This window comes from [Clostridium] symbiosum, assembly GCA_036419695.1.
Taxonomy (GTDB): Bacteria; Bacillota; Clostridia; order Lachnospirales; family Lachnospiraceae; genus Otoolea; species Otoolea symbiosa_A.
This window is the reverse complement of record CP143946.1, coordinates 2,722,638-2,737,489: the sequence shown is the minus strand read 5'-3', so window position 1 is coordinate 2,737,489 and position 14,852 is coordinate 2,722,638. Positions and strand designations below refer to the sequence as shown.

Genomic DNA, 14,852 nt, shown 5'->3' with positions numbered 1-14,852 from the left:
GGGCTGACGATTCCGGTCCGCCTCTGTTTCTTTTGCAGGTAAAACAATGAGAAATGATAATTTTAAAATAGATGTAAATACAGAAAGCGGCCCGGTTAAGAAAGAAACCGGTTTTACGGAACTGCCGGTTACCTCCCTGAAGGGCATCGGGGACAAGACTGCCAAACTTTTCGGTAAACTGGGCGTGGAGACCGTGGAGGAGCTGCTCCACTATTATCCCAGAGCCTACGATACCTTCCGCGAACCACAGCCCATATCGGAGCTGCTTCCCGAGACCATGGCCGCCGTGGCCGGAATGCTTACGAAGACGGCGGATGTAGTGAAATACGGCCACCTTCAGGTGACGACGGTGACGCTGCGCGATATCAGCGGGCTTTTGACCCTCACCTGGTACAATATGCCCTATTTAAGAGGCACCTTAAAAGCGGGGGAACGCTTTATTTTCCGTGGCAGGATTGTGAAAAAGCGCGGCCGCCTCACAATGGAGCAGCCGGAAATCTACCGGCCGGAAAAATATGCGGCCCTCGTGCACTCCATGCAGCCGATTTACGGTCAGACTAAAGGGCTGGGCAATAAAACGATTGCAAAGACCGTGGCGGAGGCCCTGGAGTCCCGCGATACGGAGCGCGATTATCTGCCTGCGGGACTCAGGAGCAAATATGAACTGGCGGAATATAATTTTGCCCTGGAGCACATCCATTTTCCCAAGGATGAGACGGAGCTGCTTTTCTCCAGGAAGAGGCTGGTATTTGATGAATTCTTCATGTTCCTGCTGTCCGTACGGCTTTTGAAGGATAAAAAAGAGGACAGGCAAAGCCCCTGTCCGTTTAAGATCGGCGGGGAGGCAGCGGCGCTGGAGGAAAAGCTTCCATTTGCCCTCACGGGGGCCCAGAAAAAGGTCCTTGGCGAGGTCTATTCGGATCTGTCGGGGGGCCGCGTGATGAACCGCCTGATTCAGGGCGACGTCGGCTCCGGTAAGACGATCATCGCCGTTCTGGCTCTTCTTCAGGCCGCGTATAACGGCTTTCAGGGCGCTTTAATGGTTCCGACGGAGGTTTTGGCCAGACAGCACTTTGAATCGATGAATGAGCTGTTTACGGGCCTCTCACTGCCTGTTAAACCGATCCTGCTCACCGGTTCCATGACGGCGAAGGAAAAAAGGCTGGCATATGAAAAAATTGCTTGCCATGAGGCCGATATCATCATCGGAACCCATGCGCTGATCCAGGAAAAAGTCGTCTATGATAAGCTGGGACTTGTCATCACCGATGAACAGCACCGGTTCGGCGTGGGGCAGAGGGAGATGCTGGGAAACAAGGGCATGGAGCCGCATATCCTGGTCATGAGCGCCACACCGATTCCCCGTACGCTGGCAATCATCATCTATGGAGATCTGGATATCTCCATCATCGACGAACTCCCGGCGGGCCGCCAGTCCATTAAAAACTGCGTGGTAGGCAAGGATTACCGTGAAAATGCCTACCGTTTTATCGAGAGGGAGGCGAGAGCGGGCCGTCAGGCCTATGTCATCTGCCCGATGGTGGAGGCCAGCGAGATGTTGGAGGCAGAAAACGTAATCGACTACACGAAAACCCTGAGGGAACATCTTTCTGCGGATATCCGAGTGGAATACCTGCACGGAAAGATGAAGGCAAAAGAGAAAAATGCAATTATGGAGCGTTTTGCCGCCAATGAGATACAGGTCCTGGTGTCCACGACGGTCATCGAGGTCGGCATCAATGTGCCGAATGCAACCATCATGATGATTGAGAATGCGGAGCGTTTCGGTCTTGCCCAGCTCCATCAGCTGAGGGGCCGCGTAGGCCGTGGAAAGGACCAGTCTTATTGCATTATGGTAAACAGCTCCGGCGAGGAGGATGCCAGAAAACGTCTGGAAATCCTTAATAAATCCAACGACGGCTTTTTTATTGCCTCCGAGGATTTGAAGCTCAGGGGTCCGGGGGATCTTTTCGGTGTGCGCCAGAGCGGGGATCTGGAATTCCGTCTGGCCGACATCTTTACCGATGCGGATATTTTGAAAACCGTATCCGAGGAGGTAAAGGAGCTGATGGATCGGGATCCGTTCCTGGAACACGAGGAGAACAGGGAGCTGAAACGGAAACTGGATCTCTATCTGGAAAGAAGTTACGAAAAACTGAATCTGTAGGAGAAAATGCAGGAAAAGGAGGAAGAAAATGCTTCGTTTAAGACCATATAAGCCAGGGGATGCCGGTTATCTGATGGACTGGCTGAAGGATGAGAGGACCGTGCGCCTGTGGAGGGCGGACCGATTTTCTTATCCGCTCACAAAGGAGCAGTTGGAGCAATACTGGGAGGACTTCCTTTCGGACGATAATGCCTGGATCTTCCTGGCCGTGGACGAGACGGGAAAAGCCTGCGGCCATTTTTCCTTCCGCAGGGTGGATTATGCAAGAAACAGCGCCCACATGGGATTTATCGTGGTAAACCCCATGGAACGCGGCAAAGGATATGGAAGAGAAATGGTTACCCTGGCCCTCCGGTATGCGTTCGATATTCTCCGGGTGGAGCGGGTGACGCTGGGAGTCTTTACGGTTAACGAGGCGGCCCACAGGTGTTATCTCTCGGTGGGATTTAAGGATGAAGAGCTTCACCGGGACTATGACTGCTTTAACGGGGAGACATGGGATTACCGGGATATGGCGGCGTCCAGGGAGGACTTTAACGGGGCGGCAGTTCCGGTGTGACATGGTGCAGGGGTATATTTTTTCAAGACCGCTTCCCATCGTTGAATTTGAGAAATGGCTTGACGGTAATTAATTAAAAACAGCCTGAACTTTACCATGGTGATATGGGGCGGCTCAGGCTGTTTATTGTATGGCAATGAAAAGTCCGCGAAGCATGCTTTTCATTGTTTCTATCATATCAAATCTAAACTAATGTTTTAAAATACTGGAAACCATCCGAATTTTCGTTATATCTGCGGATCAGCTTCTGGATCTTTGCGGTCGGCGTCAGCGCATTCTCAAGGGATACGTTGTGGTTCAGCGCATTGATGATGGCGGCGATAAATTTGCTCATATCGGCTTCCACATACCATTCGCGTTTCAGAAGTTCTTCCGGACGGTAGTTTAAGTTGGTCGTCACGACGCAGTCAATATATTCTTTGGCGTAGAATTCATCGAATTTATCAAGGCCGTTGGTGAAGAGGCCGAAGGTGGTGCATACGACTACGCGCTCCGCCTTCCTGTCTTTTAACGCCTTTGCGGTGTCAAGCATGCTTTCGCCGGAGGAAATCATGTCGTCGATGATGAGGACGGTCTTTCCTTCCACGGAGGAGCCTAAGAATTCATGGGCCACGATTGGGTTGCGGCCGTTCACGACGCGGGAGTAATCACGGCGTTTGTAGAACATACCCATATCCACGCCGAGGTTGTTGGCCAGATATACGGCGCGGCTCATGGCGCCCTCGTCCGGGCTGATCACCATCAGATGCTCCTTGTCAATCTTAAGGGTCTTATCGTGGGCGAAGAGAGCCTTGATAAACTGGTAGGTAGGCATGAAGTTATCGAAGCCGTTCAGCGGGATGGCGTTCTGAACCCTCGGGTCGTGTGCATCAAAGGTGATGATATTGTTGACGCCCATATGAACCAGCTCTTCCAGCATCATTGCACAGTCTAATGATTCACGGCTGGTTCTCTTATGCTGTCTGCCTTCGTATAAAAAGGGCATAATAACATTAACACGGTGTGCGGTTGCAATCGTGGCGCCGATGATACGCTTTAAATCCTGGAAATGATCATCGGGAGACATATGATTGGTAAAACCGCTCATTTTGTAGGTGAGGCTGAAGTTGGTTACATCCACCATGGCGTAGATATCGGTGCCGCGGACAGATTCATGGATCGCTCCCTTGCCTTCACCGCTGCCGAAACGCGGACAAGAACAGTTTAAAAGATAGGAATCGGCGTCATAACCGCGGTATTGAAGGTTTTCCTGGCGTTTCTTCAGAATTTCAATATCGTTGTGACGGAAGTTGAGAATGTGTTCATTCACTTTCCCGGCCAGATCCTTACAGCTTTCCAAAGCGGCGATTTTTAAAGGCGCCACCGGAAGGGTGTCATTAAAAACATAGTCATTAGACATGATGTGTGCTCCTCCATAAATAAGGCAGGATAATCCCTGCCTGACTTTTATATAGTTTTTATACCATTATCAGACAAGAAACGTCAATAGAAAAACAGTAATTTTTAACAAAAAGACAAAAACTTTACAAAATTCTGTAATGTTGTTATGATAAAGGAAGAGATAGAAAGGCAGAGTAAAGTATGGTGAAAAAAGGACATGTAATCAGTAAAGTCGATCCCGGCTCCATTGCGGAGGAGCTGGAGCTGGAACCGGGTGACACGCTGTTGACGATAGACGGGGAAGAGATAGAGGATATATTTGACTATGAATACATGATTGACAACGAGGCCGTCACCCTGGTTGTGAAGAAGAAAAACGGGGAAGAATGGGAGCTGGATATCGAGAATGAATACCAGGATCTGGGACTGACCTTTGAAAATGGTCTGATGAGTGATTACCGTTCCTGCAAAAATAAATGTATTTTCTGTTTTATCGATCAGATGCCCGCGGGGATGAGGGAGACTCTTTATTTTAAAGATGATGATTCCAGGCTTTCATTCCTCCAGGGCAATTATATTACCCTGACGAACATGAAGGACAAGGATATTGACCGGATTATCCGCTACAGGCTGGCGCCCATCAATATTTCCGTCCAGACGACGAATCCGGAGCTGCGGTGCCTGATGCTTCACAACCGCTTTGCCGGCGAAGCGCTTTCAAAGATAGACACGCTGTATGAGGCTGAGATACCGATGAACGGCCAGATCGTCCTCTGTAAGAATGTAAACGACAAGGCGGAGCTGGAGCGGTCCATCCGCGACCTCTCCCGTTATGCGCCCTGCATGGCAAGCGTTTCGGTGGTTCCGGTCGGTCTTTCAAAGTTCCGGGAGGGACTGTTCCCCCTTGAACCGTTCACAAAGGAAGACGCGGAGGAAACCCTCGAGATCATTGAACGGTGGCAGAAGATTATCTATGAGAAGCACGGAATCCATTTTATCCATGCCAGTGATGAGCTTTATATGCTGGCCGGACGATCGATGCCGGAGGAAGAGCGGTACGACGGTTATATCCAGCTGGAGAACGGAGTGGGTATGGTGCGCCTTTTGACGACCGAGATTGAGCAGGCGTTAAAGGATGCCTGCGACGACGGGGGGACGGAGGAGCTTTCCATGGCTACCGGCGTCCTGGCTTATCCTTATATTAAGGAATATCTGGATCAGATCATGAAGATTTATCCGGGCAGAAAGGTGCACCTCTATAAGATTATCAATCATTTTTTCGGGGAGCAGATCACGGTGGCCGGCCTGATTACGGGAACCGATCTGCTCGAACAGCTGAAGGGGCAGGAACTGGGAGAGCGCCTTCTGCTGCCCTGCGCCATGTTCCGAAGCGGAGAAGAGGTTTTTCTGGACGACGTGACGAAAACAGAAGTACAAAATGCTTTACAAGTCCGGGTGGATATTGTAAAATCAAGCGGACATGACTTTGTAGATGCAGTGCTCGGGCCGGTGGAAGAAGAAGCGCCTGAACATGGGGAATACGAATTATCTTCCTATAATCATAAGACAGAAGAGAGCTAAATTGCAGAGTAACGATGCACAGAATATTTGAACGGAGGCGTAACGTAATATGAATAAGAAGAAACCGGTTGTGGCCGTGGTAGGACGTCCGAATGTGGGAAAATCCACGTTGTTTAACGTCCTGGCGGGCGACATGATTTCCATAGTAAAAGATACTCCGGGCGTAACAAGAGACCGAATCTATGCCGAATGTACCTGGTTAGATAAGGCGTTTACCCTGATTGATACGGGCGGCATTGAGCCGGACACGAGAGATGTGATCCTGTCCCAGATGCGTGAGCAGGCGGAGATCGCCATCGCTACGGCGGATGTGATTATTTTTATTGTAGACGTAAGGCAGGGACTGACCGACTCGGATTCCAAGGTGGCCGACATGCTCCGCAAGTCGAAAAAGCCGGTGGTTCTGGCGGTCAACAAGGTGGACAGTTTTTCCAAGTTCGGAAACGACGTATATGAATTCTACAACCTGGGAATCGGGGATCCGGTTGCCATCTCGGCAGCATCCAGGCTCGGCCTGGGCGAACTTCTCGATGAAGTTGTAAAACATTTTGAGGACGGAACCGGTGAGGAAGAGGAGGATGAGCGTCCGAGAATCGCCATCGTAGGCAAGCCCAACGTGGGTAAATCTTCCATAATCAATAAACTGCTGGGAGAGAACCGTGTGATCGTATCGGACATCGCAGGAACCACGAGGGATGCGGTGGATACCGAGATCGTCCACAACGGTACGGAGTATGTATTTATCGATACGGCCGGACTGAGAAGAAAGAATAAGATTAAAGAAGAGCTGGAACGTTACAGTATCATCAGGACCGTAACGGCGGTAGAACGCGCCGATGTGGTGCTGGTTGTCATCGATGCCGTGGAGGGCGTGACGGAGCAGGACGCTAAGATAGCGGGAATCGCCCACGAACGGGGAAAAGGCATTATTGTCGTTGTCAACAAATGGGATGCCATTGAGAAGACGGATAAGACGATCTACGAATATACCAACAAGATTAAAATGACCCTGTCCTTTATCCCTTATGCGGAGTTCATCTTTATTTCCGCCATCACCGGACAGCGCATTAACAAACTCTACGATATGATCGATATGGTGAGGGAGAACCAGACGCTGCGTATCGCGACGGGTGTGCTGAACGAGATTATGACGGAGGCAGTGGCGCTGCAGCAGCCGCCGTCCGATAAGGGTAAGAGACTGAAGCTCTACTATATGACTCAGGTATCGGTAAAGCCGCCGACCTTTGTCGTCTTTGTCAATGATAAAGAACTGATGCATTTTTCATACACCAGATATCTGGAAAACAGAATCCGTGATGCATTTGGATTCAGGGGGACTTCTCTTAAGTTCTTAGTCCGTGAAAGGAAGGGAAAGGAGCAGTAAGTATGGAACGGCTTATTTGTGTTGTAATCGGCTATGCATTCGGCCTGATTCAGTCCGGCTATTTATTTGGAAAAATGAAGAAAATCGATATCAGGCAGCACGGAAGCGGCAATGCCGGTTCCACGAATGTGCTGCGTGTGATGGGAAAGAAGGCGGCGGCCGTCGTTTTCCTGGGCGATTTTTTCAAAGCGGTGATCGCGATGTGCCTTGTCAGGGCTTTATTTTCTTCTGCTTCGGACAGTACGGATCTCCTCGCCCTGTATGCCGGGCTCGGCGTTACGCTGGGACACAATTTCCCTTTTTACCTGCATTTTAAAGGAGGCAAGGGGATTGCCTCCATGGCCGGTATTATGACGGCTATGGATTTCAGGATTACCCTGACCTGCTTTGTGGTCTTTGCAGTTGCGGTAGCGGTTACGAGATATGTTTCATTAGGATCCATTCTCGTGTCGGTTACCTTTTTTACTGAGCTTATTATCTTCGGACGGATGGGAAGCTACCATGTGGCGGCTGCCCTTCTGCCGGAATTTTACATACTGGGCGGCGTTTTGATGTGTATGGCCATATGGCGCCATCGGGCCAATATCGGCCGGCTGCTGTCCGGGACGGAGAATAAACTGGGTGCATCAAAAAAATAGCGGAGGATTACAAAATGACTGCAGTTGGTGTGATTGGATCAGGGACATGGGGAACAGCCCTCTCCCTGCTGCTTTGTAAGAATGGCTGCCAGGTTACGGTATGGTCTGCCATCGAAGAAGAGATTACGGAGATGAAGGAGAGCAGGAGACATAAGAACCTGCCGGAAGTAGTGCTGCCGGATGAACTGATCCTGACGGCCGATTTGAAAGAAGCCATGTCGGAAAAAGACATTCTCGTGCTGGCGGTTCCTTCCGTCTACATCAGAGCGACGGCTGCCAGGATGAAAGAGTACATCCGCTACGGACAGATCGTCATCAATGTCTCCAAGGGAATCGAGGAGAGCAGTTTACAGACGATGTCCCAGGTCATCGAGGAGGAGCTTCCCGAGGCCGAGGTGGCCGTCCTTTCGGGACCGAGCCATGCGGAGGAGGTAAGCCGCGGAATCCCGACAACCTGTGTGGCCGGGGCCCATAGAAAGAAAGTGGCCGACTATATCCAGTCGGTCTTTATGAGCCCTGTCTTCCGTGTCTATACAAGCCCCGATATGCTTGGAATCGAAGTGGGGGCGGCGCTTAAGAACGTAATCGCCCTGGCGGCCGGCATCGCGGACGGACTGGGTTACGGAGACAATACAAAAGCAGCCCTGATTACAAGGGGAATTGCCGAGCTGACGCGTCTGGGCGTCAGGATGGGCGGAAAAGAACAGACCTTCGGCGGACTTTCCGGCATCGGCGATCTGATTGTAACGTGCGCCAGCATGCACAGCCGCAACAGAAGGGCCGGTATCCTGATTGGCAAGGGATATACGATGGAAGAGGCCATGAAGGAAGTCCAGATGGTGGTGGAGGGCGTTTACTCCGCAAAGGCCGGTAAAAAGCTGGCTGAAGATTACGGAATCGATATGCCGATTGTGGAGCAGGTCAACCAGGTGCTGTTCGACGGCAAACCGGCAAAAGATGCCGTTGGCGATCTGATGCTGCGCGACGGCCGGATTGAGAGCAGCAGCCTGCCGTGGGAAGCTTAAGAAGCAACTTTTCTAAGTTTCTCTGAAAAGATGAAAAAAGATGTTTTTTGTAGAAAAAAAGCCGTTTGTCTTCCTCTTGTAACCAAGCGTGCGTAGGCGGAAGACAAACGGCCTGTTTTTACCACTTTCTATAATCTGAAGAGATGGCTGGTATAACAACAGGTTATGATTTCAAGGGAATTGAACGGAAAAATGAAGTTTTTCTTTCGATTTCCTTTTTTTTGTTCGGTTTTCATATTGACAATTTAAATTCTTAAACTTATAATGTCGTCAATCAATCAGTTAGCATCGTTGTCCGAAAGACCGGTGCCAGCGGAAAAATTGGAGGAGATCATTATGAAAAAGAAAGTATTAAGCTTAGGCCTTGCAGTGGCCATGGCAGCATCCTTAACCGCATGCGGCGGTTCAGGCAGCAAACCTGCCGACACAACGGCAGCAGCAGGAGAAACACCGGCGGCACAGGCCGAGGGCGAATCACAGGCGCCAGCCGCTTCAGCAGACAGCGTATTTAAGATCGGCGGTATCGGACCTCTGACAGGACCGGCAGCCGCTTACGGAATTGCCGTTAAAAACGGTATGGAACTGGCAGCGAAAGAGATCAATGCGGCCGGCGGAATCAATGGTGTTCAGATCGAATACAATTTCCAGGACGACGAGCACGATCCTGAGAAGGCAGTCAATGCCTACAATACATTAAAAGACTGGGATATGCAGATGTTACTCGGCACCGTTACTTCCAAGCCGTGTATCGCAGTAGTGGCAGAGTCACAGGTTGACAACATGTTCCAGATTACACCGTCCGGCTCAGCCGTAGAGTGTATTTCCGGCGACAACGCATTCCGCGTATGCTTCTCTGATCCGGATCAGGGTAAAGCTTCCGCTCAGTACATAGGCGAGCACAAGCTTGCAACCAAGGTTGCGATTATTTACGACAGCTCTACAGAGTATTCCGACGGTATCCGCGAGTCCTTCGTGGCAGAGGCCGGCAACCAGGGACTTGAGGTAGTTGCCAGCGAGGCATTTACGGCAGACAGCAACACCGATTTCTCCGTACAGCTTGACAAGGCGAAAGAAGCCGGCGCAGAGCTGGTATTCCTGCCAATCTACTACCAGGAGGCATCCGTTATCTTAAAGCAGGCTTCCGACAAAGAATTCAGCCCAATCTTCTTTGGCTGTGACGGTATGGACGGTATCTTAAGCGTTGAGAACTTTGATAAATCCCTGGCAGAAGGTTTAATGCTGTTAACACCATTCTCCGTAGATGAGGAGAGTAGCAAGGACTTCGTTGAAGCATACAGAACCGCTTACAACGAAGAACCGCTTCAGTTCGCTGCAGGCGCTTACGACGGTATGTACGCAATCAAAGCGGCCGCTGAGAAGGCAGGCATCACACCTGATATGAGCGCATCCGATATCTGTGACGCAATGAAGACAGCCATGACTGAGATTTCCATCGACGGCTTAACAGGTATGGGAATGACCTGGACAGCATCAGGCGAGCCGAACAAAGCTCCTAAGGCTGTTAAGATTGAAAACGGAGTATATGTATTACAGTAATTATAGTAATTAGCCCTTCGAGAGGGTTGTCTGAATGACAACCCTCTTTTTTAACATTGACGGCGGTAAAAGCCCACAGCGCTTGAAAGCCGTGAGAAAAAAGACAAAGAGGTAGGTGTAGGCGGTATGAGTTTTCTTTCTTATTTAATCAACGGGATCAGCCTTGGAAGTGTATATGCGATCATTGCCCTTGGTTACACCATGGTTTACGGCATTGCCAAGATGCTGAACTTTGCCCATGGTGATATCATTATGATCGGCGGTTTTACCGTATTTACGGTCGTGAGCACGGCAGGGGGATCTCCGGTCGTCGGGGTTCTGGCTTCAATTGTAGTATGTACGGTTCTGGGCGTCACCATTGAAAAGGTCGCTTACAGGCCTCTCAGGGGAGCTTCCCCACTGGCAGTTCTTATTACGGCTATCGGCGTCAGCTATCTGCTGCAGAATATTGCTCTGCTGCTGTTCGGCTCCAATGCCAGACAGTTCACTTCCGTTGTAACTCTTCCGGCGCTTAAGCTGGCAGACGGAAAGCTGTCCATCTCCAGCGTAACGATTGTAACAATCGTCACCTGTATCATCATTATGCTGGCTCTGACCACTTTCATAAACAAAACGAAGATGGGGCAGGCAATGCTGGCCGTATCGGAAGATAAGGGAGCGGCAACCCTGATGGGAATCAATGTAAACGGAACGATCGCCGTTACCTTTGCCATCGGTTCTTCCCTGGCAGCCATTGCAGGCGTGCTTCTCTGTTCCGCATATCCGTCCCTGACTCCTTATACGGGTTCCATGCCCGGTATCAAGGCATTCGTGGCCGCCGTATTCGGCGGTATCGGTTCCATTCCCGGAGCCATGATCGGAGGAATCCTGCTCGGCGTGATAGAAAACCTGGCGAAAGCCTATATTTCTTCCCAGTTGTCCGACGCTATCGTATTCTCGGTACTGATTATCGTGCTTCTGGTGCGCCCGACCGGCATCCTTGGCAAGAAAATTAACGAGAAAGTGTAGGTGATTACAGATGAAAGCATATAAAAATAAAATTCTGGTTCAAAATGTCATCACTTACGCTCTGGTGATTGGCTGCTATCTCCTGATCCAGGCCCTGATGGCCGGAGGCCATATTAACAGCCTTTTAAAGGGAATTCTGGTTCCCCTTTGTACTTATGTTATCCTTGCGGTATCTCTGAACCTCACGGTTGGAATTCTGGGAGAGCTCAGCCTCGGCCATGCGGGCTTCATGTGTGTCGGTGCATTTTCGGGAGCTTTTTTTACCCATGCGATGGCGGCCGCCATTCCAAGCAATCAGGTCCGATTTATCATAGCCCTTTTTGTGGGAGCTCTTGTGGCTGCCGTATTCGGCATTCTCATCGGCATCCCGGTACTGAGGCTTAAGGGCGACTATCTGGCGATTGTAACGCTGGCATTCGGTGAGATCATAAAGAATGTCATCAACGTTCTTTACGTGGGCATGGATGCAAATGGGCTCCATATTTCTACGAAAGACGTGGCATCTTTGAATCTTGCGCCGGAAGGCGAAGTGATTATCAAAGGCGCCCAGGGTATTACAGGCACACCCAAGATGGCGACGTTTACTATCGGTTTTATCCTGGTGTTAATCACCCTTTTTATCGTCCTCAACATGATCAATTCCAGGACGGGACGCGCTATCATGGCGATCCGTGATAACCGTATCGCGGCGGAATCCATTGGAATCAATATTACAAAGTACAAACTGCTGGCGTTCTCCGTATCGGCGGCACTGGCCGGCGTGGCGGGTGTGCTCTATGCCCATAACCTGGCGACACTGGCTGCGACTCCGAAGAGTTTCGGCTACAATATGTCGATCATGATCCTGGTATTCGTCGTGCTGGGCGGCATCGGCAATATCCGCGGCTCCGTGATTTCGGCCGTTATTCTGACTCTGCTTCCGGAGATGCTCCGCGGACTGAATAATTACCGTATGCTGATCTATGCCATTGTGCTGATTGCCATGATGCTTCTTACGGCAAGCCCGAAAGCAATCCAGGTGCGCGAGAGGCTCGTGGCCTCAATCAGGAAACCAAAGACAAAGGAGGAGGCATAGGTTATGGCAATGCTGGAAGTAAAAAACTTAAGTATCTCCTTCGGCGGCCTGAAGGCGGTCGACGACTTTAATGTAACAATTGAAAAAGGCCAGCTCTACGGCCTGATAGGACCGAACGGAGCCGGAAAAACGACGATTTTCAACCTGCTGACCGGCGTATACAAGCCCGACTGCGGCCAGATTACACTGGATGGAAAGAATATAACAGGCCATAAGACGGCCGATATCAATAAGGCAGGCATCGCCAGGACGTTCCAGAATATCCGTCTTTTTAAGGAACTGAGCGTTCTCGACAATGTTAAGGTGGGACTTCACAACCACAATACGTATTCCACGCTGTCCGGCATCTTCCGCCTTCCCGGTTATTATAAAGTGGAAAAGAAGATGGATGAGAGGGCAATGGAGCTTTTAAAGGTCTTTGATCTGGATCAGGAATTCGGCTATAAGGCATCCAACCTTCCCTACGGAAAACAGAGGAAGTTAGAGATAGCAAGGGCCCTTGCGACGGAGCCGAAGCTCCTTCTCCTGGATGAACCGGCGGCCGGAATGAACCCGAATGAGACGGCGGAACTGATGAACACCATCCGCTTCGTCCGTGATAATTTCGATATGACAATCCTTCTGATTGAACACGATATGAAGCTTGTATCAGGAATCTGCGAGCGTCTGACCGTATTAAACTTCGGCCATATGCTGGCGGAAGGCCCCACAGGCGATGTACTGAACAACCCGCAGGTAGTTGCGGCATATCTGGGAGAATAAGGAGGACAGTCTTATGGCAATGCTGGAAGTAAAAGATTTAAGCGTATATTACGGCGTCATACAGGCGCTGAAGGGGATTTCCTTTGAAGTTGACGAGGGCGATGTCATCGCCCTGATTGGAGCCAACGGAGCCGGAAAAACGACCACCCTTCACACAATCACCGGACTGATTCCTGCCAAATCGGGCAGTATCGTCTTCGAGGGAAAGGACATCACCAGAGTTCCCGGCTATAAGCTGGTGCCCATGGGAATTGCCCACGTCCCGGAGGGCAGAAGGGTATTTGCCCAGCTCACCGTACTGCAGAACCTGAAAATGGGTGCTTATACGCGAAGCGATAAGCAGGAGATAGAGGATACGCTGGCAAAGATTTATAAACGTTTCCCAAGGCTGGAAGAGAGAAAAAACCAGCTTGCAGGAACCCTCTCGGGCGGTGAACAGCAGATGCTGGCCATGGGCCGCGCCCTGATGTCACATCCCCGTCTGATTGTTATGGATGAGCCTTCGATGGGCCTTTCCCCGATCTATGTAAATGAGATTTTCGATATCATCAAGGAGATCAGCGCCGACGGGACCACGGTCCTTCTGGTGGAACAGAATGCCAAAAAAGCGCTTTCGATAGCCAACAAGGCCTATGTCCTTGAGACGGGAAGTATTGTTTTAAAGGGCGATGCGAAAGAGCTGATGAATGATGATTCGGTGAAGAAGGCGTATTTAAGCGAGTAGGATAGACTGGTGTTGTTTTTTAACAGGGAAGAGCTGTTGCGGAATAGAATTTATCTGGGATAATTTTCTATTTTTGCAGCAGCTTTTTTTGATGTATCAAATATGCTGTAATTGAGGGAAAACTGATGTATTGAGAGATTAATAAAATAAATGTCAATGAATTGACAGAAAAAAGAAAGAAAAGGGATTGCGGGATGTGGTAAAATTTAGGTGGGTAAGTTTCGTTGATTTCCTATATTGTGAAATGGCTGTTTTCGTGCGTTTTTCTGATTGGATATATGAACATCCTGGCAAGACCCTGTAAAAGGGATAAGATCGGCGTAAAGAAAATAGCACTTTTTACAGGATCCGCTTTTGTCATATATGGTATCAGCTTTATTGCTTTTAAGTATTTAGCCGTTCACTACCGCTTATTTATGACATTCGTTTCAACAGAGATATTATCACTGTTACTATTGGCGTTTATTTTTCAGATAGGGGAGAAGTCGGAATGAGGGCTGAGTGGAAGAACTGTACAAGGACAGAGCAAGCTGAAATCGGCAGACGGCAGGCAGCCGCAATATTATTTTCTGACATATGCATTTTCGGGGAAGGACTGGCAACGCTCCTGGGATTGTCAGAAATATACCGGACAGGGCATTTGTTGTTATGTCTTACCGGCGGCGTAATAATCTATTATGTCGAGTTTCTGATGAAGCCGAGAATCAGAACCTCAAAAGAGTGGTTTCAGCTTGCAGTAGAGGACCCCGTGACGGGGATCCTGTGGGGACTCAGCCTTGTCGTTTTGGGAATCGATATTGTTTTTTTTCTCGGATTCATATAGAGCGGAATAAAAGGGGGAAAACGATTGGATCATTGCAGACAAACTAGATTAAGAGTATTAACAGCAATTATTATATTTATTGCTATTATTTTTACAAATGCCTCCTGGCATAGAAATATTAGTGCAGAAACAAAGGTGATTTATTTTGCAGTTTCGGTTCTATTGGCGG

The 14,852-nt window shown here is 49.7% G+C and carries 12 protein-coding genes; 11 read left to right on the top strand and 1 reads right to left on the bottom strand.

The window, feature by feature from the left end; translation table 11 throughout:
* The first annotated feature begins 46 nt into the window (after positions 1–46).
* Both recG and V3C10_12595 read left to right on the top strand, forming a co-directional pair.
* Positions 47–2,167, top strand: coding sequence for an ATP-dependent DNA helicase RecG (gene recG / locus V3C10_12600; protein ID WVP60161.1), 2,121 nt, complete (start codon positions 47–49; stop codon positions 2,165–2,167).
* A 28-nt stretch (positions 2,168–2,195) separates the two neighbouring features.
* Positions 2,196–2,726 (top strand): GNAT family protein, encoded by a 531-nt coding sequence (locus V3C10_12595; protein WVP60160.1) that lies wholly within the window; start codon positions 2,196–2,198, stop codon positions 2,724–2,726.
* A 184-nt stretch (positions 2,727–2,910) separates the two neighbouring features.
* On the opposite strand, the gene V3C10_12590 is transcribed toward V3C10_12595, so the two are convergent.
* Positions 2,911–4,125 (bottom strand): ribose-phosphate pyrophosphokinase, encoded by a 1,215-nt coding sequence (locus V3C10_12590; GenBank protein WVP60159.1) that lies wholly within the window; start codon positions 4,123–4,125, stop codon positions 2,911–2,913.
* 182 nt (positions 4,126–4,307) lie between these two features.
* On the opposite strand from V3C10_12590, the gene V3C10_12585 reads away from it, so the two are divergent.
* The 9 genes from V3C10_12585 to V3C10_12545 all read left to right on the top strand — a co-directional run bounded on the left by V3C10_12585 (position 4,308) and on the right by V3C10_12545 (position 13,860).
* On the top strand, positions 4,308–5,687 hold the full coding sequence (locus V3C10_12585) for a DUF512 domain-containing protein (protein WVP60158.1): 1,380 nt from the start codon (positions 4,308–4,310) through the stop codon (positions 5,685–5,687).
* 49 nt (positions 5,688–5,736) lie between these two features.
* Complete coding sequence (gene der, locus V3C10_12580; protein WVP60157.1) at positions 5,737–7,071, top strand: ribosome biogenesis GTPase Der; 1,335 nt, start codon at positions 5,737–5,739, stop codon at positions 7,069–7,071.
* A 2-nt stretch (positions 7,072–7,073) separates the two neighbouring features.
* Positions 7,074–7,709, top strand: coding sequence for a glycerol-3-phosphate 1-O-acyltransferase PlsY (gene plsY / locus V3C10_12575; protein ID WVP60156.1), 636 nt, complete (start codon positions 7,074–7,076; stop codon positions 7,707–7,709).
* A gap of 14 nt (positions 7,710–7,723) precedes the next feature.
* A complete protein-coding gene (locus V3C10_12570; GenBank protein WVP60155.1) occupies positions 7,724–8,734 on the top strand; it encodes an NAD(P)H-dependent glycerol-3-phosphate dehydrogenase in 1,011 nt (336 codons plus the stop codon).
* 336 nt (positions 8,735–9,070) lie between these two features.
* On the top strand, positions 9,071–10,291 hold the full coding sequence (locus tag V3C10_12565; GenBank protein WVP60154.1) for an ABC transporter substrate-binding protein: 1,221 nt from the start codon (positions 9,071–9,073) through the stop codon (positions 10,289–10,291).
* A 126-nt stretch (positions 10,292–10,417) separates the two neighbouring features.
* Positions 10,418–11,299 carry a branched-chain amino acid ABC transporter permease gene (locus tag V3C10_12560; protein WVP60153.1) on the top strand — a complete coding sequence of 294 codons (882 nt, stop codon included), beginning with the start codon at positions 10,418–10,420 and terminating at the stop codon, positions 11,297–11,299.
* 10 nt (positions 11,300–11,309) lie between these two features.
* Positions 11,310–12,374: a branched-chain amino acid ABC transporter permease gene (locus V3C10_12555; protein WVP60152.1), complete on the top strand. Its 1,065-nt coding sequence runs from the start codon at positions 11,310–11,312 to the stop codon at positions 12,372–12,374.
* A 3-nt stretch (positions 12,375–12,377) separates the two neighbouring features.
* On the top strand, positions 12,378–13,136 hold the full coding sequence (locus V3C10_12550; GenBank protein ID WVP60151.1) for an ABC transporter ATP-binding protein: 759 nt from the start codon (positions 12,378–12,380) through the stop codon (positions 13,134–13,136).
* A gap of 13 nt (positions 13,137–13,149) precedes the next feature.
* Positions 13,150–13,860: an ABC transporter ATP-binding protein gene (locus V3C10_12545; GenBank protein ID WVP60150.1), complete on the top strand. Its 711-nt coding sequence runs from the start codon at positions 13,150–13,152 to the stop codon at positions 13,858–13,860.
* Positions 13,861–14,852 lie beyond the last annotated feature (992 nt).